The sequence below is a fragment of the Streptomyces sp. NPDC001920 genome (assembly GCF_053594495.1).
In genome coordinates this window covers 25,075-46,120 of sequence record NZ_JBSFEP010000031.1, presented here as the reverse complement: position 1 = coordinate 46,120, position 21,046 = coordinate 25,075, and the positions used below count along the sequence as shown (strand labels likewise).

23 protein-coding genes and 1 riboswitch are annotated in these 21,046 nt (G+C 72.2%); of the genes, 9 read left to right on the top strand and 14 right to left on the bottom strand.

Annotated elements, in window-relative coordinates:
• Positions 1–75: 75 nt before the first annotated feature.
• From ACWCPI_RS36395 to ACWCPI_RS36385, 3 genes are read right to left on the bottom strand one after another with little or no spacing between them, the layout of a single operon-like run.
• A complete protein-coding gene (locus tag ACWCPI_RS36395) occupies positions 76–264 on the bottom strand; it encodes a YbdD/YjiX family protein (RefSeq protein ID WP_451042246.1) in 189 nt (62 codons plus the stop codon).
• Positions 261–2,417: a carbon starvation CstA family protein gene (locus ACWCPI_RS36390; protein ID WP_451042245.1), complete on the bottom strand. Its 2,157-nt coding sequence runs from the start codon at positions 2,415–2,417 to the stop codon at positions 261–263. The genes ACWCPI_RS36395 and ACWCPI_RS36390 overlap by 4 nt, the downstream gene beginning before the upstream one ends.
• Positions 2,418–2,477: 60 nt before the next feature.
• Positions 2,478–2,690 (bottom strand): DUF3311 domain-containing protein, encoded by a 213-nt coding sequence (locus ACWCPI_RS36385; protein WP_388812230.1) that lies wholly within the window; start codon positions 2,688–2,690, stop codon positions 2,478–2,480.
• 168 nt (positions 2,691–2,858) lie between these two features.
• Between ACWCPI_RS36385 and ACWCPI_RS36380 the strand changes: the two genes are divergently transcribed.
• From ACWCPI_RS36380 to ACWCPI_RS36360, 5 genes are read left to right on the top strand one after another with little or no spacing between them, the layout of a single operon-like run.
• Positions 2,859–4,421 carry a sodium:solute symporter family protein gene (locus tag ACWCPI_RS36380; RefSeq protein ID WP_451042244.1) on the top strand — a complete coding sequence of 521 codons (1,563 nt, stop codon included), beginning with the start codon at positions 2,859–2,861 and terminating at the stop codon, positions 4,419–4,421.
• Positions 4,418–5,065, top strand: a complete 648-nt coding sequence (locus ACWCPI_RS36375; protein ID WP_451042243.1) for an RNA polymerase sigma factor — start codon at positions 4,418–4,420, stop codon at positions 5,063–5,065. Before ACWCPI_RS36380 ends, ACWCPI_RS36375 begins: the two co-directional genes overlap by 4 nt.
• Positions 5,062–5,370, top strand: a complete 309-nt coding sequence (locus ACWCPI_RS36370) for a hypothetical protein (RefSeq protein ID WP_451042242.1) — start codon at positions 5,062–5,064, stop codon at positions 5,368–5,370. Before ACWCPI_RS36375 ends, ACWCPI_RS36370 begins: the two co-directional genes overlap by 4 nt.
• A 33-nt stretch (positions 5,371–5,403) precedes the next feature.
• Complete coding sequence (locus ACWCPI_RS36365; protein ID WP_451042241.1) at positions 5,404–7,191, top strand: glycoside hydrolase family 15 protein; 1,788 nt, start codon at positions 5,404–5,406, stop codon at positions 7,189–7,191.
• Between the two features lie 5 nt (positions 7,192–7,196).
• Positions 7,197–7,952 carry an SDR family oxidoreductase gene (locus ACWCPI_RS36360; RefSeq protein ID WP_451042240.1) on the top strand — a complete coding sequence of 252 codons (756 nt, stop codon included), beginning with the start codon at positions 7,197–7,199 and terminating at the stop codon, positions 7,950–7,952.
• 223 nt (positions 7,953–8,175) lie between these two features.
• Here the strand turns inward: ACWCPI_RS36360 and amaP are convergent, their stop codons facing one another.
• From amaP to ACWCPI_RS36335, 5 genes are read right to left on the bottom strand one after another with little or no spacing between them, the layout of a single operon-like run.
• Positions 8,176–8,763, bottom strand: coding sequence for an alkaline shock response membrane anchor protein AmaP (gene amaP / locus ACWCPI_RS36355; RefSeq protein ID WP_451042239.1), 588 nt, complete (start codon positions 8,761–8,763; stop codon positions 8,176–8,178).
• Positions 8,760–9,440, bottom strand: a complete 681-nt coding sequence (locus ACWCPI_RS36350) for a DUF6286 domain-containing protein (RefSeq protein ID WP_451042238.1) — start codon at positions 9,438–9,440, stop codon at positions 8,760–8,762. The genes amaP and ACWCPI_RS36350 overlap by 4 nt, the downstream gene beginning before the upstream one ends.
• A complete protein-coding gene (locus tag ACWCPI_RS36345) occupies positions 9,437–9,820 on the bottom strand; it encodes an Asp23/Gls24 family envelope stress response protein (protein WP_451042237.1) in 384 nt (127 codons plus the stop codon). Before ACWCPI_RS36345 ends, ACWCPI_RS36350 begins: the two co-directional genes overlap by 4 nt.
• Positions 9,817–10,002 carry a hypothetical protein gene (locus ACWCPI_RS36340; protein ID WP_451042236.1) on the bottom strand — a complete coding sequence of 62 codons (186 nt, stop codon included), beginning with the start codon at positions 10,000–10,002 and terminating at the stop codon, positions 9,817–9,819. The genes ACWCPI_RS36345 and ACWCPI_RS36340 overlap by 4 nt, the downstream gene beginning before the upstream one ends.
• Positions 10,003–10,062: 60 nt before the next feature.
• Entirely contained in the window at positions 10,063–10,542 is a 480-nt protein-coding gene (locus ACWCPI_RS36335; protein ID WP_451042235.1) for an Asp23/Gls24 family envelope stress response protein, read from the bottom strand.
• An 87-nt stretch (positions 10,543–10,629) separates the two neighbouring features.
• Here ACWCPI_RS36335 and ACWCPI_RS36330 point away from each other — a divergent pair, with 87 nt between their 5' ends.
• A complete protein-coding gene (locus ACWCPI_RS36330) occupies positions 10,630–11,352 on the top strand; it encodes a nucleopolyhedrovirus P10 family protein (RefSeq protein WP_451042234.1) in 723 nt (240 codons plus the stop codon).
• Positions 11,353–11,364: 12 nt separating this feature from the next.
• On the opposite strand, the gene ACWCPI_RS36325 is transcribed toward ACWCPI_RS36330, so the two are convergent.
• The 3 genes from ACWCPI_RS36325 to ACWCPI_RS36315 all read right to left on the bottom strand — a co-directional run bounded on the left by ACWCPI_RS36325 (position 11,365) and on the right by ACWCPI_RS36315 (position 14,486).
• The gene (locus ACWCPI_RS36325) at positions 11,365–12,168 is read right to left on the bottom strand and encodes an enoyl-CoA hydratase/isomerase family protein (protein ID WP_451042233.1); all 804 of its coding nucleotides are present in this window, start codon (positions 12,166–12,168) and stop codon (positions 11,365–11,367) included.
• A gap of 165 nt (positions 12,169–12,333) precedes the next feature.
• Entirely contained in the window at positions 12,334–12,552 is a 219-nt protein-coding gene (locus ACWCPI_RS36320; RefSeq protein WP_451042232.1) for a helix-turn-helix domain-containing protein, read from the bottom strand.
• Between the two features lie 335 nt (positions 12,553–12,887).
• Positions 12,888–14,486 (bottom strand): ABC-F family ATP-binding cassette domain-containing protein, encoded by a 1,599-nt coding sequence (locus tag ACWCPI_RS36315; RefSeq protein WP_451042231.1) that lies wholly within the window; start codon positions 14,484–14,486, stop codon positions 12,888–12,890.
• A 256-nt stretch (positions 14,487–14,742) separates the two neighbouring features.
• On the opposite strand from ACWCPI_RS36315, the gene ACWCPI_RS36310 reads away from it, so the two are divergent.
• Positions 14,743–15,156, top strand: coding sequence for a VOC family protein (locus tag ACWCPI_RS36310; RefSeq protein ID WP_388812196.1), 414 nt, complete (start codon positions 14,743–14,745; stop codon positions 15,154–15,156).
• A gap of 13 nt (positions 15,157–15,169) precedes the next feature.
• Here ACWCPI_RS36310 and ACWCPI_RS36305 read toward each other — a convergent pair whose 3' ends face one another.
• The 3 genes from ACWCPI_RS36305 to ACWCPI_RS36295 form a co-directional block, all read right to left on the bottom strand.
• On the bottom strand, positions 15,170–16,567 hold the full coding sequence (locus tag ACWCPI_RS36305; protein WP_451042230.1) for a hypothetical protein: 1,398 nt from the start codon (positions 16,565–16,567) through the stop codon (positions 15,170–15,172).
• Between the two features lie 206 nt (positions 16,568–16,773).
• Positions 16,774–17,901, bottom strand: a complete 1,128-nt coding sequence (locus tag ACWCPI_RS36300; protein WP_451042229.1) for an alpha/beta hydrolase — start codon at positions 17,899–17,901, stop codon at positions 16,774–16,776.
• Positions 17,902–17,996: 95 nt separating this feature from the next.
• On the bottom strand, positions 17,997–18,680 hold the full coding sequence (locus tag ACWCPI_RS36295) for a class II aldolase/adducin family protein (protein WP_451042228.1): 684 nt from the start codon (positions 18,678–18,680) through the stop codon (positions 17,997–17,999).
• A 446-nt stretch (positions 18,681–19,126) separates the two neighbouring features.
• On the opposite strand from ACWCPI_RS36295, the gene ACWCPI_RS36290 reads away from it, so the two are divergent.
• Both ACWCPI_RS36290 and ACWCPI_RS36285 read left to right on the top strand, forming a co-directional pair.
• Positions 19,127–20,359, top strand: a complete 1,233-nt coding sequence (locus ACWCPI_RS36290) for an anion permease (RefSeq protein WP_451042227.1) — start codon at positions 19,127–19,129, stop codon at positions 20,357–20,359.
• Between the two features lie 45 nt (positions 20,360–20,404).
• On the top strand, positions 20,405–20,626 hold the full coding sequence (locus tag ACWCPI_RS36285) for a hypothetical protein (protein WP_388812183.1): 222 nt from the start codon (positions 20,405–20,407) through the stop codon (positions 20,624–20,626).
• Positions 20,627–20,815: 189 nt separating this feature from the next.
• Positions 20,816–20,955: riboswitch (cobalamin riboswitch) on the top strand.
• The last annotated feature ends 91 nt before the right edge of the window (positions 20,956–21,046 follow it).

The window sequence follows — 21,046 nt, the reverse complement described above, 5'->3', positions numbered from 1 at the left end:
GGTGGGCCGGCCGTCCGGTTCCCCGCGCCTCGTGGACGTACTCACGAGGCGCGGGGCCCTGTCTCCTGTACGGCGTCAGCAGCACCGGCTCCGCGGGTGTTCCTCGCGGCGCCGGGTGCGCAGTACCTCGTACTCCCGCCGGGTCGGTACCGGCGCGTGAGGGTGCCGGCATCGGTGCCGCTCGCAGTAGCGGTCGTACTCCGCCTCTCCGGTCACCTCCCGCAGATACCAGCGCACGGTCTCTGCCCACCGTCGGACGCTCATGACCGGACACCCGCCAGCGGCTCGTGCGCGGCCTGCTCCGGCACGTCGATCCGGGACTCGACGTACGGCGCCTCGGAGGTCGGCAGCGGCTCGGTCGCGCGGACGGCGCGGACGCACACCACGGCGCAGTTGACCAGGACGGTGAGGACCAGCAGCAGGAAGACGGCCATGAGCACACCGTCGACGGTGTTGTTCAGGACGATGGTGTGCATGTCGTCCATGTTCGTGGCGCCCGGCAGGAGCTGACCGGCCTCGATGGCCCGGGCGTACTTGTCGCGCAGGGCGAAGAAGCCGATCGCCGGGTTGTCGGAGAAGATCTTCTGCCAGCCGGCGGTGAAGGTGACGGCCACGTCCCAGGCCAGCGGGACACCGGTGACCCACGCCCAGCGCAGTCTGCCGGACTTGATCAGCACGGTGGTGGTGACGGCGAGAGCGACCGCGGCGAGCAGCTGGTTGGCGATGCCGAAGAGCGGGAACAGCTGCTTGATGCCGCCCAGCGGGTCGGTGACACCGGCGTAGAGGAAGTAGCCCCAGGCGCCGACGACCAGGGCGCTGGTGATCCAGATGCCCGGCTTCCAGGTGACCCGGCCGATCGGCTTCCACACGTTGCCGAGCATGTCCTGGAGCATGAACCGGCCGACCCGGGTGCCGGCATCCACCGTGGTGAGGATGAACAACGCCTCGAACATGATCGCGAAGTGGTACCAGAAGGCCTTCATCCCGGCGCCCCCGAACACCCCGGCGAAGATCTCCGACATGCCCACGGCGAGGGTGGGCGCACCTCCGGAGCGGCCGACCAGCGTCTCCTCCTCGACGGCCTCGGCGGCTGCGGTGAGCTGGTCCGGGGTGATGGTGAAGCCGAGGTTCTTCACGGCCTCGGCGGCGGTGTCCACGGTCGGCCCGAGCAGCGCGGCCGGGGAGTTCATGGCGTAGAAGAGGCCGGGTTCGAGGACGCAGGCGGCGATCAGGGCCATGACGGCCACGAAGGACTCCGTGAGCATGGAGCCGTAGCCGATCAGCCGGACCTGGGACTCCTTCTGGATCAGCTTCGGCGTGGTGCCGGAGGAGACCAGGGCGTGGAAGCCGGACAGGGCGCCGCAGGCGATGGTGATGAACAGGAACGGGAAGAGGGAGCCGGCGAACACCGGCCCGGCGCCGGTGGAGGCGAAGTCGGTGACCGACTCGGCCTTGAGGTTCGGGGCGGCGACGACCACGCCGACGGCCATCAGGGCGATGGTGCCGACCTTCATGAAGGTCGACAGGTAGTCACGGGGCGCCAGCAGCATCCACACCGGCAGCACGGAGGCGAAGAAGCCGTAGCCGACCAGGCAGAAGACCAGGGTCTCGGGGCTCCACACGAAGTACTCGGCGAGGGAGGAGTCCTGGATCCAGCCGCCGCCGAGGATGGCGAGCAGCAGCAGGGCGACGCCGATGAAGCTGGTCTCCACGACCCGGCCGGGCCGCAGGTAGCGCAGGTAGAAGCCCATGAAGAGCGCGATGGGGATGGTCATGGAGACCGAGAAGGTGCCCCACGCGGACTCCGCCAGCGCGTTGACGACGACCATGGCGAGGACCGCCAGCAGGATGATCATGATGGCGAAGACACCGATCAGCGCGGCGGCACCGCCCACCTTGCCTATCTCGTCGCGGGCCATCTGGCCGAGGCTCTTGCCGTCCCGCCGCATGGAGAGGAACAGGACGATCATGTCCTGCACGGCCCCCGCGAAGATCACGCCCGCGATGATCCAGATCGTGCCCGGCAGATAGCCCATCTGGGCGGCCAGCACCGGTCCGACCAGCGGTCCTGCGCCGGCGATGGCGGCGAAGTGGTGGCCGAACAGAACCCGCTTGTCGGTGGGGTGGTAGTCGACGCCGTCCTCCAGCCGCTCGGCCGGGGTGGCGCGGGTGTCGTCGACCTGCAGGACGCGCCGCGCGATGAAGCGGGAGTAGAAGCGGTAGGCGATCGCGTACGAGCCGAGGGCCGCCACGACCAGCCAGACGGCCGAGATCTCCTCGCCCCGGGACAGGGCGAGCACGGCCCAGCCGAGGGCGCCGACGAGCGCGACGGCACTCCAGAGCGCGATCGACTTCGGCGACATCCGGGACTTCTCCGGCGCCCCACGACCGGATTCGGGCATGGCTGATGTGGGCATGACGGCTCCTGACCTCGACGGTTGGGTGGTGCGGGGGTGAAACGGTGCGGGAACTGCGGCTCAGCGATGTCGGTTCGCCAGCACGTACGCGGCGAGCAGGCACAGACCGCACCCCGGCACCCAGGCGAGCTGGTACCAGTAGAAGAACGGCGTCCCGGCCAGCCGCGGCTCGGCCCCGGCGTACAGAGGGACCCACAGCAGACCCGCGGCGGGTGCGAGGAGCAGTACGGCGATCGCGACGCGCCGTAGCCGGTGATGACCGGTCCGTGCCATGACCTGCGCTCCTCTCCCGCTCGCTGTGGGTTTGTGCAAGAGTTGCCCACCCGCCGGAGACGGTTGACAGCGGATGCCGAGAAAATTTCCCCCCGCTTTCCGTCCTCCGAACAAGCCCCCCGCGCAACTACGTCGGTGAGGGCCCAGGCACACCAAGGACGGTGACCCATGGCGGACGGCGCCATGACCGCGACGTTTCTCGCCGTGATCGGCGGAGCGTCGCTGCTCGCCGTCACCGCGCGCCGGCTGCGCCCCAGCGACCGGTTGCCCTCACTGGAGGGCTGGGCGCTGGCCGACCGCAGCCTCGGCCCGGTGTGGACCTGGCTGCTGCTCGGCGGCACGATCTTCACCGCGTACACCTTCACCGCCGTACCGGGACTGGCGTACGGCAACGGCGCGGCCGCCTTCTTCGCGGTGCCGTACACGGTGATCGTCTGCCCGATCGCGTTCGTGCTGCTGAGCCGGCTGTGGTCGGTGGCGAAGCGGCACGGCTACGTGACCGCCGCCGACTTCGTGCGCGGCCGGTACGGGTCGGCGCCGCTGGCCCTGGTGGTGGCGCTGACCGGGATACTGGCGACGATGCCGTATCTGGCGCTGCAGCTGCTGGGCATACGCGCGGTACTGACGGCCGGCGGGCTCTATCCGCGGGGCGCGGCCGGTGACCTGGTGATGGTGGCGCTGTTCGCGGGGCTCGCGGTGGCGACGTACCGGCACGGGCTGCGCGCGCCGACGGTCATCTCGGCGCTGAAGGCGGTGGCCGTGTTCGTCTCCCTCACGGCCGTGTGCTGGCTGGTCCTGGAGCGGCTCGGCGGGTTCGGCGCGGTCTTCGACGGGGCGGCCCGGCGGCTCGGCGGCACGGACGCCGCGAACTCCCCGCTCCTGCTGTCGCCGCAGCAGCAGCCCGCGTACGCGACCCTCGCGCTCGGCTCCGCGCTCGCCCTGCTGATGTACCCGCACGTCCTCACCGCGGGCTTCGCCGCCGACGGCCCGCGCACCCTGCGCAAGGTCTCGGTGGCGCTGCCCGCCTGGACCGGACTGCTCGCCCTCTTCGGTTTCCTCGGCATCGCGGCCCTCGCGACGGGCGTGCAGGCACCCGACGGCGGTGCGGAAGCGGCCGTACCGATGCTGGTCGACCGGCTGATGCCGGGGCCGCTGGCCGGGCTGGTGTTCGGCGCGATCACCGTCGGGGCGCTGGTCCCGGCGGCCGTGATGTCGATCGCCGCCGCCACCAGCTTCGTACGGAACGTGTACGTCGAGTACGTCCACCCCACCGCCACGCCCAAGCGGCAGGTGCGCATCGCCAAGGCGGTGTCGCTGACCGCGAAGGTGGGTGCGGTGGCGTTCGTGTTCGGGCTGCGCGACCAGGACGCCATCAACCTCCAGTTGCTCGGCGGCGTATGGATCCTGCAGGTCTTCCCGGCCGTCGCCGTCGGGCTGTTCACCGGGCGGCTGCATCCGCGGGCGCTGCTCGCCGGGTGGGCCGCGGGCATGGTGACCGGCACCTTCCTGGTGGTGCGCGAGGGATTCTCCTCCGTCGTGCCGCTCGGCTTCGGCACCGGACCGGTCGAGGTCTACGCCGGGCTCGCCGCCCTGCTGCTCAACCTGATCGTCGCCGTGGCCGGGACCGCGGTGCTCGAACGCCTCGGCGTCCCACGCGGCGCCGACCTCACCGACCTGCCGTCCCGCCTGACCGTCAGGCGGCGCCCCGAGACGGGAGCGAACCAGCCGTGAGACGCAGACAGACAACTCCCCTGCGGGAGACGGCCCTTCACAGTCCGCAGGGACCCCTCGCGGCTCCGGTCGCCGACCCCGGCGAGGCGCTCGCGTCCGCGCCGGCCGGTGACGGGCTGGCACCGCCCCCGCGCGACCCGGCCGACCTGGAGCGCGAGGCAGGCCTCGCCAGGCTCTTCGAGCTGCACTACTCCTCCATGCTGCGCCTCGCGGTCCTGCTCGGCGCCGACGACCCGGAGAACGTGGTGGCCGAGGCCTACTACCAGATCTACCGGAAGTGGCGGCGGCTGCGGGACGTCGAGTCGGCGGAGGCGTATCTGCGCTCCACGGTCTGCAATCTGACGCGGATGCGGATACGCCACCTCCAGGTCGCCCGCAAGCACACCGAGAACCCCCCGACCGCGCCCGTCGACGTCGTCGCCTCCGCGGAGAGCACCGCGCTCCTGCGGGACGACCAGCGTGTGCTGATCGACGCGCTGCAGCAACTGCCGCCCCGGCAGCGTGAGGCACTCGTGCTGCGGCACTGGCTCGGGCTGAAGGAGAGCGAGATCGCCGCGGCGATGGGCATCTCCTGCGGATCCGTCAAGACCCACACGGCACGCGGCCTGGCCGCCCTGACCCAGGCGATGGAGGCACGGCGATGACGCAACGGGACGCGACCGGGTCGCGTGGCACCAGTCCGGACCGCACGGAGCGGGAACTGCGCGAGGCGCTCGCCGCGCTCGCCGGGGGAGTCCAGGCCGCGCCCGACGCCTATCGCACGGCGCGCGGCGAGTGGCTGCGCCGGGAACGCCGGCGCCGGCTCGTGCTGGCCGTCCTCGTCATGGTCGTGTTCGCCCTGGCCACGCTGATCGGGCTGTGGGTGCTCAACCAGGCTCCGGCGGACCCCGGCGTGATCTTCTCCGGGACCGGCTCCTCGGCCGGCGTGTCGCTTCGACCACACCCCTGATTGGCCCACCGCCCCGCAGGGAACCCGCACTTCGTGCATCCGCGTATCGAGGACTACGCCCTCATCGGCGACGAGCAGACGGCTGCCCTGATCGGCACGGACGGCTCCGTCGACTGGCTGTGTCTGCCCCGCTTCGACTCCGCCGCCTGCTTCGCCCGGCTCCTCGGCGACGAGGAGAACGGCTACTGGCGCATCGCCCCCGCTGGCGCGCAGGGCGCCTGCACCCGGCGCGCCTACCGCCCGGACACCCTGGTGCTGGACACCGAGTGGGAGACCGACGACGGCACGATCCGCGTCACCGACCTGATGCCGCAACGCGACCGGGCGCCCGACCTCGTGCGCATCGTGGAGGGCGTCAGCGGCCGGGTCACCGTGCGCAGCGATCTGCGGCTGCGCTTCGACTACGGCTCGATCGTCCCGTGGGTGCGCAGGTCCGACGGACACCGGGTGGCCGTCGCCGGGCCGGACTCGGTCTGGCTGCGCAGCGAGCCCGAGGTGCGCACCTGGGGCGAGAAGTTCGGCACGCACGCGGAGTTCACGGTCGAGGCGGGCGAGAAGGTCGCGTTCGTCCTCACCTGGCACCCCTCGCACGAGCCTCGCCCGCCCCTGATCGACCCGTACGAGGCACTGCGCTCCAGTGTCCGGGACTGGCGGAAGTGGGCGGGCCGCTGCACCTACGACGGCCCGTACCGGGACGCCGTCGTCCGCTCCCTGATCACCCTCAAGGCCCTCACCTACCGGCCGACCGGCGGTATCGTCGCCGCCCCCACCACCTCGCTGCCCGAGGAGCTGGGCGGTGTGCGCAACTGGGACTACCGGTACTGCTGGCTGCGCGACTCCACCCTCACCCTGAACGCGCTGCTCGCCGCGGGCTACCAGGAGGAGGCCGAGGCGTGGCGCAACTGGCTGCTGCGCGCGGTCGCCGGCGACCCGGCGGACCTGCAGATCATGTACGGCCTGGCGGGTGAACGGCGGCTGCCGGAGTTCGAGGTGCCGTGGCTGTCCGGATTCGCCGGCTCCGCCCCCGTACGCATCGGCAACCAGGCCGTGGAGCAGCTCCAGTTGGACGTGTACGGCCAGGTCATGGACACGCTGGCGCTGGCCCGGTACGCGGGTCTGCCCCCCAAGCCGCAGATCTGGGCGATCCAGGCAGCACTGGTCGACTGGCTGCGGTCGCACTGGCAGCAGCCGGACGAAGGGCTGTGGGAGGTGCGCGGCGGCCGCCGTCACTTCGTGCACTCGAAGGTGATGGTGTGGGTGGCCGCGGACCGGGCCGTGCGCACCCTGGAGAAGAACCCCGAGCTGGAGGGCGACCTCGACGGCTGGCGGAAGCTGCGCGACGAGGTGCACCGCGAGGTGTGCGAGAAGGGCTACGACGCCGAGCGGAACACCTTCACCCAGTCCTACGGCTCCCGGGAACTGGACGCCGCGCTGCTGGTCATCCCGCGCGTCGGCTTCCTGCCTCCCGACGACCCGCGTGTCATCGGCACGATCGACGCGGTCCGCGCCGAGCTCGGTCACGACGGCTTCCTGCGCCGCTACAGCGCGGACGAGACGGCCGTGGACGGGCTGCCCGGCGGCGAGGGCACGTTTCTGGTCTGCTCGTTCTGGCTGGCGGACGCGCTGCACATGACGGGCCGTACGCAGGAGGCCCGGGAGTTGTTCGAGCGGCTGGCCGGGCTCGCCAACGACGTGGGCCTGCTGTCCGAGGAGTACGACCCCGTAGCCCGCCGCCAGCTCGGCAACTTCCCGCAGGCCTTCAGCCACATCGGCCTGGTGAACACCGCCCTCGCCCTGTTCGGGGGCGACGGGGCAGGATAGGGACCATGGATCTTGGACTGAAGGACCGGGTGTACGTCGTCACGGGGGCCACGCGCGGGCTGGGCAACGCGGCGGCGCGTGAACTGGTGGCCGACGGGGCGAAGGTGGTCATCACCGGACGGGACGAGAAGACCGTCGCCGACGCGGCGGCCGCGCTGGGCCCGAACGCGGTCGGGGTGGCCGTGGACAACGCCGATCCCGATGCGGCCGGGCGGCTGATCGAGGCCGCCCGCACGCACTTCGGCGGGTTCCACGGCGTGTTCGTCAGTGTCGGCGGGCCGGCGCCCGGCTTCGTCGCCGACAACACCGACGAGCAGTGGCAGGCGGCGTTCGAGTCGGTGTTCCTGGGCGCGGTACGGCTGGCGCGGGCAGCGGCGGCCGAGCTCGACGCGGGCGGTGTCATCGGGTTCGTGCTGTCCGGCTCAGTGTACGAGCCGATTCCTGGCCTGACGATCTCGAACAGCCTGCGCCCCGGGCTCGCCGGATTCGCGAAGTCCCTCGCCGACGAGCTGGGGCCGCGCGGCATCCGCGTGGTCGGCCTGCTCCCCGGGCGCATCGACACCGACCGTGTGCGCGAGCTGGACGCCATGTCCGCCGACCCCGAGGCGACCCGTGCGGAGTCCGAGTCCCGCATCCCGCTGCGCCGCTACGGCACCCCGGACGAGTTCGGCCGCGCGGCCGCGTTCCTGTTGTCCCCGGCGGCGTCCTACGTGACCGGGGTCATGCTGCCGGTGGACGGCGGGGCGCGGCACGGGTTCTAGGTCGTGTCCGCAAAGCCCGCCCGCCTGCCCCGCGACGCCTGGCACGCACTCTCGCCGCACCGGGCGGACGACGGGACTTTGCGGAGACGACCTAGGGACTGTCGTCGCCTTCCCGTCGTCCAAGGGCGGGCCCGCCCGGCGGCGAGCCGGACACCACCGGGCGGGCGGGGATGTGACGACATGGCCCAGTCGCACCGATCCGGGCGGCCCTTTTTCGTGACCGTCAACTGACCCGTTCCGCCCGGTGCTTGACGCCCCGGAGGCGGACCTCGGTCGGCAGGGAGGCCAGGCCGGCCGAACCGCGGGCGTGTGCCAGCGCCCGGGTCGTGAGGTCGTCCAGGGCGGTCCCCGGATCCACGTGGGGTTCCAGCAGGAGCCGTACGTGTGCCTCGGGGGCGAGCCGCCTGCCCGTCAGGTGCGCCCGGGCGCGCTTGACTCCCGGCGCACCCGTCGCCTCGCTCGCCAGGACGCTCTCCAGGGCCCGGCCCCGCAGCAGCGCGCCCTCGCCGTCACCGGTGTCGACCAGGACCTCGGTGAGGCGGTGCCGGCGCAGGTTCGCGGTCAGCCACCACAGGGCGAGCAGCGCCAGCACGGCCAGTACGGCGATGACGGTGGGCCACCACCAGCCCTCGGCCCGCCAGCGCGTGCGCTCGGCTTCGCTGAGCAGGACGTCGTGCTTGCTGTCGTGGATCCACCAGGACGGCGGGTCCAGCCCGAGGCCGACGGCCAGCACGGACCCGCCGATCACCAGCAGCACCAGTCCGACGAGCCCGATCAGCGCCCGGTTGACCCCTCTGAGCACGGCCCTCACCCCTTACGTTTCCGTCCGGGCCGTCGTACCCGGACCGACAGCGACGGCGGGCGGGCCAGCCCCAGGCCCCTGATCGCCTCGGCGAGCGCGGCGTCCAGGTCGGCGCGTACGTCGTCCAGGTCGCGGAAGTGGGAGAGCGCGCGGACGTCGGCCCGACGGCGGCCCATCCGGACCCGCGCGGCCTGGACCCCGGAGACCTCCATCGCCCGGTCGCGCAGGACGAGCGCGGCCAGGTCGCGCTCCAGGCCGGCGCGTACGTCGACGTGGGTGCGCCGCATCGTCAGCACCGACCGCAGGCCGGGTGTGACGGCGAGGAGCAGCAGCCACAGACCGAGGACGGCGGCGACGCCCGCGCCGACGAGCACCCAGGTGTCGTCCATCGGGCGCTCGGCGAGCTGCCGGGCCAGTTCGCGGCGCCAGCGCATGGCGGGCCGGTCGGCGCGCACGGAGGCGATGTCGTACAGGAAGAGGCCGGCCGTGCCGAGGAGCACGAGTGCCGTGATCGCGGCCGGGATCCTGCGCCTGGACCAGAAGCGTCGTGCCCTCCCGCTCTCGCCCTCCAGCACCGGCGGGGGCTCGTGGGCCGCCGCCGACTGGTCGAGAGGCTCGGGTCCGGTCTCCTTCTCGATGACCGGCAGTCGTCGGGTGGTGCCCTCGGTGCCCTGGGACTCGCTCATCGCGTCCTCCCGTGTGCCGCGCCCTGCCCGGACGCCGGGTGCAGCCGCTCCACGTGCACGGCGACCTCCGGCACTTCCATGCCCACCAACGCGCCTACCCGCTCGGCGACATGCCGACGCACGGCCGCGCACCGGGCACCGATGTCGGTGGGGTAGTCGAGTTCGAGGTGGACCCGGACCCGGGCGGTGTCATGCGCCACCACGACATCGGCGTGCGGCCGGTCGGCGCCCTCGCTCAGTTTGCCCACCGCCTCCCGTGCGGCCTGGGAGGCGATCTTCGCGACGACCCGGTCGGCGATCCGGGTGGCTCCGCGCTCACCGGGCACGACCGCGGCCGGCGGCTTGCCCAGCTCCACCGCCCCACCGCTCACGGCCGTCACCGCCTCCGTTCGTCACGGCGCCGGAAGAAGTCTCCGAACTCCCAGTCGCCCTCCAGGAACCGTCCGACGACGAACCCGACGGCGCCCAGGGCCGCCACCAGCAAAAAGGCGCCGAATCCGCCGAAATACCCGGCGAAGCCGAGTGCCATGCCGGCGATCATGCCGACCACGGCCATGCTCATGGTGCGCTCCTCAGTTCCTCAGCAACTCGCCGGCACCCGAATCGTCCTGTCGCCGGCGCGTCACTGGATCCGGCGCTCCGGTTCCTCTTCCTCCTCCTCCGGCAGCTTCACGTCGCTCACCGCGATGTTGACCTCGACGACTTCGAGGCCGGTCATCCGCTCCACGGCGTTGATCACGTTCTCGCGAACGTCCCGGGATACGTCGGAGATCGAGACGCCGTACTCGACGACGATCTCCAGGTCGAGCGCGGCCTGCACCTCACCGACCTCGGCCTTCACCCCGCGCGTCACCGACTTCGTCGTCCCGCCCGGCACCCGGTCGCGTACCGCCCCGAAGGTCCGCGAGATCCCGCTGCCCATGGCGTGCACGCCGTCCACGTCACGTGCGGCCATTCCGGCGATCTTCTCCACGACGCCGTCCGCGATCGTCGTGCGGCCCCGGCTGCCGGGGTCCCCGCCGCCGCGCCTGGTCGCCTGCGCCTTGCGCATGGTGGGCGTCTCGCCCTCCGTCCCCCGGTTCTGCTCCGTCACATCAGTCATGGCCGTTCGTCCTTTTCGGTCGTCGTCCCATGACCACCGTAAGCACGGTTGCGCGAATGCGCGCCAGGTATACGGCAGGCTGGAGGAATGACGACGGCGGATCGCTGGACGCGGGAAGTCCGGCAGCAGCTGGGACTCGGCAGGCTGCTGCCACTGGGCGACGCGCGCGACGGCGCGTGGATCTCCGAGAGGGCGGCCGAGGCGGTGCTGCGGAGCACGGCCGAGGCCATGGGCGGGGTACGGCTGGGCGCGCTGCGGGTGGCGCTCACGGACCCGGCACAGGCGCAGGAGGCGGCCGTACCGCCGCCGCCGAGCGCCCTGCCACCGGGGCCGCTGCGGATCACGGCGGACTTCGCGACGACGGCGGCGGAGCCGCTGCCCGCGACGGCGGAACGGCTGCGCGGGGTGCTGGCCACCGCGGCGGCGCAGCGCCTCGGCCTGGCGGTGACCGAGGTGGACCTGCGGGTGACGGCTCTGCTCGACGAAGATGTGCAACCCGCCGCCGTGCACCCGCCCGAACCGGCGCGGGCGGCGGAGCCGGCCAACCCCGACGAGGAGCGGGTCGCCGCCGTGACCGTGGCGACCCCGGGCGTCACCCGGCTGACGGGCGCCCTCGGCGGGTTGGGCCGCTCGGTGCACATCGACCGGCGGCAGGGCGAGGCCGCACTTCCGCGTCGGCATGTGCGCGTGGAGATCGCGGTGAGCGCGGACCACCGGGCCGTGGAGGTGGCCCGGGAGGTACGCGAGCGGGCCGGACGTGCGCTGGCCGACCACCCGACGGTGGCCGTACTGGTCACGTCCGTCGGCTGATCGGCGCAGGGCTCACTCGCCGAGGCCGGCCAGGTCTCGCAGCCGCCGCGCCTGCGCGGCCCGCTCGGCGCCGCGCTGCTCGTCGTACGTGCGATCGACGGCACCACGAAGCAGCGCCTTGGTCTCGATCACGGCGTCCCGCGGTGCGGCCACGATGGCCCCGGCGAGGTCCCGTACGGCGTCGTCGAGTTGCCCGGCGGGCACGGCGAGGTTGGCCAGCCCGCTGCTGACGGCCTCCTCGGCCGACACGAAGCGGCCGGTCACGCAGATCTCCAGCGCGCGGCCGTATCCGACCAGCCCGACCAGCGGGTGCGTGCCCGTCAGGTCCGGCACCAGCCCGAGGCTGGTCTCGCGCATGGCGAACTGCACGTCGTCGGCGACGACGCGCACGTCACAGGCGAGCGCGAGTTGGAAGCCCGCCCCGATGGCATGCCCCTGGACGGCGGCGATGGACACGATGTCGTTGCGCCGCCACCAGGTGAAGCCCTCCTGGAACTCGGCGATGGCAGCGTCGAGTTCGCCGTCGCTGCTGCGCGCGAGGTCGATGAACGAGGACTCGCCCTCGATTCCCTCGGGCGTGAACATCTGCCGGTCGAGGCCGGCGGAGAAGGACTTGCCCTCACCGCGCAGCACCACGACCCGCACGCTGCCCGGCACGGCCCGCCCGGCCTCGGCGAGCGTCCGCCACATGGCGGGGCTCTGTGCGTTGCGCTTGTCCGGGTTCGTCAGGGTCACCGTCGCGATGGCGCCGTCGACGGTGAGCCGTACGCCGTCCTTGTCGAGCAGGGGCGCGAGTTCCTGGTCGGGCGAAGCCATGGGGTTGCCTCCGATGCGTGCGGTCACATGGGATGCCCGTCAGGGCACCCCCTAAGTGACTGCACAGTAACCACCCGCCCGACCCGGAGTCCCTCCAGGTCCCTCCAAGGGCACCGAGGGAGGACCGGCCGGGTGGTCACCATCGAAGCCGATGGGCCGCCCGAATCAGTCTGCGGCCTTCTTGCCTCGTGTCGCACCGCCACGCCCACGGAGCGTGACGCCCGACTCGCTGAGCATCCGGTGTACGAAGCCATACGAGCGGCCGGTCTCCTCGGCCAGTGCCCGAATGCTCGCACCGGAGTCGTACTTCTTCTTCAGGTCTGCCGCGAGCTTGTCGCGCGCGGCGCCGGTCACCCGGCTGCCCTTCTTCAGAGTCTCGGCCACCCGTGCCTCCTCATGGGAAGTGCGCTCTGGTCTCCTCATGATCACCCCTCCGGGGCTTCATGGCCACCCATTCGGCAAGGTCCGTGAGACAAGGTTGTGACGACAGGAGTGCGTCCCCACATGCGGAATCTCGAATTCCGCGAAGCCCTGTCCGTACGGCCGAACGGGTTCTTCTGCGAAACGCCAGGTCAGCGACGCGCGACGGCCGAGCCCTTGTCGATGAAGGACTCGGCCGCGAAATTGATGTAGTACACACCTCGGTACGAGGAGATCTCACACAGATGATGGATCAATGGTGGGCCGAATGATCCATACGCCGGTGATCAGGCATTCGATCAAGCCAGGGCGACGAGATCCGCGTAGTCGGCACCCCACAGATCCTCGACACCGTCCGGCAGCAGAATGATCCGTTCCGGCTGGAGGGCCTCGACCGCGCCCTCGTCGTGGGTGACGAGCACGACCGCGCCCTTGTACGTGCGCAGCGCGCCGAGGATCTCCTCGCGGCTGGCCGGGTCGAGGTTGTTGGTGGGCTCGTCGAGGAGCAGGACGTTCGCCGAGGAGACGACCAGGGTCGCCAGGGCGAGGCGGGTCTTCTCACCGCCGGAGAGCACCCCGGCCGGCTTGTCGACGTCGTCGCCGGAGAACAGGAACGAGCCCAGCACCTTACGGACCTCCACGAGATCCATGTCGGGGGCGGCGGAGCGCATGTTCTCCAGGACCGTGCGGTCGGCGTCCAGGGTCTCGTGCTCCTGGGCGTAGTACCCGATCTTGAGGCCGTGCCCGGGGATGACCGCGCCGGTGTCCGGCTGCTCGACCCCGGCGAGCAGCCTGAGCAGGGTGGTCTTGCCCGCGCCGTTGAGCCCGAGGATGACCACCCTCGACCCCTTGTCGATGGCCAGGTCGACGTCGGTGAAGATCTCCAGCGAGCCGTACGACTTCGACAGGCCCTCCGCCGTGAGGGGCGTCTTGCCGCAGGGCGCGGGATCCGGGAAGCGGAGCTTGGCGACCTTGTCGGACTGCCGGACCTCCTCCAGCCCCGACAGCAGTCGCTCCGCCCGCCGGGCCATGTTCTGCGCCGCGACGGTCTTGGTCGCCTTGGCACGCATCTTGTCGGCCTGGGCGTTGAGCGCGGCGGCCTTCTTCTCGGCGTTCTGCCGCTCGCGCTTGCGGCGCTTCTCGTCGGCCTCGCGCTGCTGCTGGTAGAGCTTCCAGCCCATGTTGTAGATGTCGATCTGAGCGCGGTTGGCGTCCAGGTAGAACACCTTGTTGACGACCGTCTCGACCAGGTCGACGTCGTGGGAGATCACGATGAAGCCGCCGCGGTAGGTCTTCAGGTAGTCCCGCAGCCAGACGATCGAGTCCGCGTCGAGGTGGTTGGTGGGCTCGTCGAGCAGCAGTGTGTCGGCGTCCGAGAACAGGATGCGGGCGAGCTCGATACGGCGGCGCTGACCACCGGAGAGGGTGTGCAGCGGCTGGCCGAGCACCCGGTCGGGCAGGTTGAGCGCGGCGGCGATGGTGGCGGCCTCGGCCTCGGCGGCGTATCCGCCCTTGGTGAGGAACTCCGTCTCCTGGCGCTCGTACTGCTTCAGCGCCTTCTCGCGGGTGGCGCCCTGGCCGTTGGCGATGCGCTGCTCGTTCTCACGCATCTTGCGGATCAGTACGTCCAGGCCGCGCGCGGAGAGGATCCGGTCGCGGGCGAGCACGTCGAGGTCGCCGGTGCGGGGGTCCTGCGGGAGGTAGCCGACCTCGCCGGAGCGGGTGATGGTGCCGCCGGCGGGGATGCCCTCGCCGGCGAGGCACTTGGTGAGGGTGGTCTTGCCGGCGCCGTTGCGGCCGACGAGGCCGATGCGGTCGCCCTTGGCGACGCGGAAGGACGCGGACTCGATGAGGACGCGCGCACCGGCGCGCAGCTCGATACCGGAGGCGGAGATCACGGACAGACTCCAGGGCGGGTGGGTGGCGGGATGGGCGGCTGAGGACGTTCCCGCCGTCTAATGCGCGAGGAGAATGGCCATGGGTTCAGTCTAACGGGACCGTGCAACCACTTTTTCTGGGTTCGCGTGTTCGGATCGGCCACCCCCTCGTCTCCGCCGCCCCCGCCGCCGCGGCGCGGCCGGCGGGCCGTTGTCAGTGGCCGCTGCGAGACTGGGCGGCGGACCGGAACGGACGGATCACAAAGGGGTGATCGGCATGGCAGGCACGAGCGGTGGGCGTCCGAGCATCTTCCCGACGCTGCTGTACGCGGACGCGAAGGCGGCGATCAAGCAGCTCACGGAGGCCTTCGGGTTCACGGAGCTCGCGGTCTACGAGGACGAGGACGGCAAGGTCGCGCACGCCGAGCTGGCGCAGGGCAACGGCGCGGTGATGCTCGGCTCGAAGGGCACCGGCAGCGCCTTCGACAAGGCGATGGAGGCCGCGGGCACGACCGGGGTGTACGTCGTCGTGGACGACGTCGACGCACACCACCGACGGGCCGTGGAGCACGGCGCTCGGATCCTGATGCCCCCGACGGACCAGGACTACGGCTCGCGGGACTACATGGCCCGGGACGTCGAGGGCAACGTGTGGAGCTTCGGCACGTACGCACCCGAGCCGGGCGCCTGAGCCCCGCTCCGGCTCAGCTCCCCCCGGTGTGCACCTGGAAGGCGGCGCGGCGCACGGCCTTCGCGAGGGCGGGGTCGGGGTGCGCGGCGGCGAGCGCGACCAGCACCTGCACGGTGCGGGGGTGTCCGACGGCCCGGACCTCGTCGAGCAGCATCGGCACCGTGGGCTGGACGGCCGACTCCAGGTGGCGCACCAGCATCGGGGCCTCGCCGTGGTCGGCGACGGCGGCGGCGGTGTCGACCCACAGCCAGGTGGCCTCTTCCCTGGTGAGCACCTCATGGGCGTCCTCGGGGTCGACGCCGTCGTGCTCGGCGAGCCACAGCAGGGCGTAGGGCCGCAGGGTCGGCTCGTCGAGGACCTCGCGCACGTCGTGCTCGGCGGGGGCGCCGACGACACGCAGCGCCTCGAAGGCGAGGCCGCGCAGCAGGGCGTCGTCGCCGCGGGCGGCGCCGAGGAGTTCGGTGACGGCGCTGCCGACGGGGCGGGCGGCGAGCCAGGCGCGGTACTCGTCGCGGGCGGCGTTCGGGCGCAGCTGGGCGCAGCCGCGGAGCATGTCCTCGGCCGCGCGCTCGATGTTCCCCGCCGGGCTCTGGGCGGCGACGCAGATCTGCTCCAGCTTGACCCAGACCGCCCAGTTGCCGAGCGGGGTGAGCGTGGCCTGTCCGTCGCCGTAGGTGAGGGCGCCGACGGAGGCGAGGGCGTGCAGGGCCCAGTCGAGGAGGGGGGCGAGGGGGGCGTCCTCGACGCCTGCCGGGGCCGGCTCGGGCTGCGGCCCGTAGGGGATCTCGCATCTCTCGGTGCGCAGTTCGGTGACGCGCTGCTCCAGCAGGTCCAGGAGCTGCTCGACGGGGACCGGCCCGGCGGACAGGTGCAGGAAGGAGAGCACCTGGGGCATGGCCGAGACGACGTCGGGTACGGCGCCGTGCTCCAGCCGCTCCGGTTCCGGGTGGGCGAGCGACCAGGCGTCGAACAGGGCGACCCAGCCGCGCAGGACGGCACTGTCGTCGCGGTCCCAGGCGCGCAGCCGCCAGCCGGGGCGGGCGCTGTCGCCGTGCACCTCGACCAGCCCGGCGAGGCGGGCGGTGTCCCAGTCGGCGCGGACCTGAGCCACGGTCAGGCCCAGGTCCTGGGCCGCGCGTTCGGCGGTCGCGTCGGAGAGGGTGCCCTTGCCGTCGGAGGCGCTGCCGTCCCGGCCGGGGCCCAGGGCGGCGTCGGCCCAGTGGGCGACGCGGGCCGCCGCGGCCAGGCCGGAGCGTGCCATTCTGGCCAGCTCGGACCGGGCCGGTGTGCCCTCCGGGGGGCGCGGTGCGGGGCGGCGTGGGCGCCGCTGGTTCACGGCTCTGGGGGCGGCGGCCAGGGGTCGCGGGCGGACGAGTCGAAGCCTGGAGTCGCGCGGGATACGGGACGTCACGGGTGCAGTCTTCCGGTTGACGGTCCGAAAACCCAAACGGAATGTCACGAGGGGCTACGGGGATGGCCAACGCACAGGGTCCCGCGGGCGGCCGGGGACCGATAACAGGCCAGTGGTCCGGGGTTAAACGGAATCTGCGGCGCCGGATCCTCGCGCTCACGTGGAGCCGCCCCGAGGGCGTCCCCCGGGAGCGGTCGCACGAGCGTTCACATGAGCGGGGTGACGAAGCGGCGCAGCGCCTCTTCGTAGCCCTCGGGGTCGGCGTTCCACATGGCGGCGTGCGGGGCGCGCCGGACCGTGCGGAGGGAGACCAGGTCGGGGTGGGCGGCGGCCAGGCGGCGGGAGAGGCTCCAGGGGGCAACCTCGTCGTCGGGACCGTGGAAGATCAGGGTCGGCACCGGGGGCCGGTCGGGGACGCCCGTACGCATGCCGCGGCCGGCGTGCAGGCCGGTGCGGCCCTGTGCCGCGCGTACGGCGAGGGGCAGCAGCGGGCCGGGGGTGTGGCGGGCCGCGGCGAGGGCACGCAGGGTGGCTTCCCAGCTGAGCACCGGGGAGTCCAGGACGAGCCCGGAGACCCGGTCCCGCAGCCCCGAGTGCTGGGCGGCGCGCAGGGCCATCGTCGCCCCCGTCGACCAGCCGAGCAGGACGAGTTGCTTGGCGCCGTACCGCACGGCGTAGCGCATCGCGGCGTCCAGGTCGCGCCACTCGGTCTCGCCCAGGTGGCCCAGGCCGTCCGGAGGGCGTGGTGCGCCGAGGTCACCTCGGTAGGAGAGGGCGAGGACCGGGAAGTGCCGGCCGCTGAGGAACCCCATGACGTTCATGGCGTGCTCGCGCGTGGTGCCGAGGCCGTGCACGGCGATGACCCAGGTGCCGCGGCTGCCGGGGACGAACCACGCGGGCAGGGAGCCGAGTTCGCCGGGGACGTCGACGTCGGCGTGGTCGAGGCCGAGGGCGGCGGCGGGGTCGCCGACGTATACGTTCGGGGTGAGCCAGACGCTGTCGCCGGGGTCGAGGGTGCCGTGGGTGACACGTTCCAGGCGGCGTACGACGGTGTCGGCGGAGTGCTTCGCCGCGGCGATGACCGGGCCGACGACGGCGTGCGAGCCGTCGCCGGAGAGGCCGTAGGTGCCGGGCCGCAGGGAGGCCAGGTCGCGGGTGAGGGTGATCTGGCCGGCGGCCGTGGCGTGCACGGTGAGCCGGGGTTCGGTGGGCAGGGGCCTGCCGGGAGGGGCCGTCAGGGCGGCACCACTGGCGTACCGCCCGGCGGCGACGCTCGCGACGCCGGCGGCCAGGGCCACGGTGACGGCAGCGGCCGTCGCTTTGACAGTGCGCACGGATCCAGTGTCCGGGCGCGGACGGGGTCGGGCCAGTGGGAGGACGACTCGGGGTGAGGGCCGCCGCCGGACGGACCCCCCACCCGACCCGCGCCTCACCCCCGCTGCCCGTATCCCCGCAACCGCTCCCCCACCTCGGCCACCTGCTCCCCCGACAGCAGGCTCGGCGCGCGGCCCGGCACCGAGGAGGCCGTGAGCCACAGGCGGGACATCCACTCCAGTTGGGCGGTGCGGTCGTAGGCCTGGGCCAGGGTCGTGCCGTAGGCGATGGTGCCGTGGTTCTGGAGGAGACAGGCGGTGCGGTCGGTGAGGGCACGGAGCATGTTGCCGGCCAGCTCCTCGGTGCCGTACGTCGCATAAGGGGCGACCCGGACGGGCCCTCCGAGCGCCGCCGCCATGTAGTGGATCAGCGGCAGCTCGGGAACCAGCGTCGAGACGGCCGTCGCGTGGACCGCGTGGGTGTGGACGACGGCGCCGGCGTCGGTGGCGCGGTACACGGCGAGGTGCATCGGCAGTTCGCTGGTCGGCACCAGGGCACCCAGGACCTGCCGGCCCTCCAGGTCCACCCCGGTCACGTCCTCCGCGGTCAGCCGGTCGTACGGCACGCCGGACGGCGTGACCAGCACGGTGTCCCCGACGCGCACCGAGACGTTCCCGGACGTGCCGACCACCAGCCCGTCGGCCACGGTGCGCCGCGCGGTCGCCACCAGCGCCTCCCAGGCTTCAAGCTCCTCGGGGCGCACCTTCCTGCCTCGCTGTTCCTGCAGCTCCTCAGTCATGCGGCGATCCTGCCAGCCGGCACCCCGGCGCGGCCTGGAGTCCGCCCAGGACGGGGCACCGGATCCGCACGCACCGAGACGCCCGCGTTCCCTTCGGACGGGGTGCGGCGACGACCACGCAGCGTGGACGGCCCGCCACAACCCGTCGAGCGCGGGGACGCCGCCGGCCGGATGGCGCTTCGGACCCCCTGGCGGTGCGACGACGCGGCGGCTGCCGAGTGACCAGAATCTCTTCGGAGGACCGGCGACCCGACCGAGGACGTCCGCCCGGGGGCCACCGACCCCGCCCCGCCCGGGCTGCGCGCCGCCAGGCGGAAGGAGAGCCTCCGCCCCCGTGGGAGAAACCCTCCCTGCCGGACACCGTGCGGCCCGCCCCAGTTCACCTTCCGTTCACTCAGGTTACCTACGTTCGGCAAGCCAATGACCTCGAACGATTGCCTGGGTAAATGGAAAGCTTCTCGCTGATCCTCGCGATTGTGGTGGTAACCGCACTCGCGTTCGATTTCACGAACGGTTTCCACGACACCGCGAACGCGATGGCCACGACCATTTCCACGGGCGCCATGAGGCCCAAGGTCGCGGTGGCCATGTCCGCCGTCCTCAATCTCGTCGGCGCCTTCCTCTCCGTGGAGGTCGCCAACACCATCTCCAAGGGCCTCGTCGACGAGGCCGGCATCCGTCCCGAAGTCATCTTCGCCGCGCTGGTCGGTGCGATCCTCTGGAATCTGCTGACCTGGCTGGTCGGTCTGCCCTCCAGCTCCTCGCACGCCCTCATGGGCGGTCTGATCGGCGCCACCGTCGCCTCGGCGGGCGTCGGCGCGGTCCACGGCGACGTGCTCGTCACCAAGGTGCTGATCCCGGCGATCGCCGCCCCGCTGGTCGCGGGCATCGCCGCGATGTTCGCCACGCGGCTGACCTACACCCTCGGCAAGAAGGCCGACGGCGAGGCGTCCAAGAAGGGCTACCGCGCCGGACAGATCGCCTCCGCCGGCCTGGTCTCCCTGGCCCACGGCACGAACGACGCGCAGAAGACCATGGGCATCATCACCCTCGCCCTGGTCGCCGGCGGCACCCTCGCCCCCGACTCCGACCCGCCCATGTGGGTCATCCTCTCCGCGGGCATCGCCATCGCGCTGGGCACCTACCTCGGCGGCTGGCGCATCATCCGCACCATGGGCAAGGGTCTGACCGACCTCCAGCCGCAGCAGGGCTTCGCCGCCCAGACCAGCGCGGCCACGGTCATCCTGGCCTCCTCCCACCTCGGTTTCTCCCTCTCCACCACGCACTCGGTCTCCGGCGCGGTCATGGGCGCGGGCCTCGGCCGCAAGGGCGGCGTGGTCCGCTGGTCGACGGCGACCCGGATGTTCGTCGCCTGGGGCCTGACCCTGCCGGCGGCAGCCCTGGTCGCCGCGCTCGCGGAGTACGTGACGGGCTTCGGCGCCTGGGGCACGGGCCTGGTCGCGGTCTTCCTGGTCGTCTCCAGCGCCGCGATCTGGAAGATCTCCCGGCGGGAGGTCGTCGACCACACCAACGTCAACGACACCGACGAGCCGGCCGGTGTGGTGACGCAGGCCATGGCCGCCGTGACCGTGCCGCCGGCCCACCCGGTGGTCGAGGACATCACGGCCACGGTCCCGCCCCAGACCTCCGAGTCGACGCCGTCGAAGGCGTCGGTCTGACCCCCACCCGGTTCCTCCTCGCCGGTTACTCAAGGAAGAAGAAGCATGAAGATCGACTGGGCGGCTCTCGGCTCCGTCTTCGGGGTCAGCCTCGTGGTCACGGTTGCCCTGGTGGGCCTGTTCACCCTCGGCATCTCCGGCCTGTCCCGCCGCGAACGTGCGGCGGCCCAGGGCGACTCGGCCGCGCTCGCGGTCACCGGGGCGTACGCCTGCTTCGCGGCGTGCGCGGCGGCCGTGGGCTACGGCATCTACCTGATCGTGGCCTGACACACACGCCGATCGTGGCCTGACGCACAAAGCGCTCATGGCCTGACGCATAAAGCGCTCATGGCCTGAGCAACAGCGCGCCGGAGCGCGCGCCAGCACCCGGGGTGCGAGACGGAACACCGTCTCGCACCTCACGCGTGTGTGGGCCTCCGCACACTCTCCCTCCGCAGGTCAACGGCAAGTTGACGGCCCTTCCGGCCCCGTGGTGGACTGCCGGGGCCATGTACGGCGGCAGAAGAGGAAGCCGGTGCGAATCCGGCGCGGTCCCGCCACTGTCACCGGGGTAGAAAACCCCGGGAGCCAGGAACTCTCGCCGCCGGTCTCGTCGAACCAGGGCGTGGACACCCTGAGTGAGGACATAACGCGATGCTCGGCTGCCGTTCGAGACTGAGGTCCCGCACCAGGGCTCTGCCCTTCCCC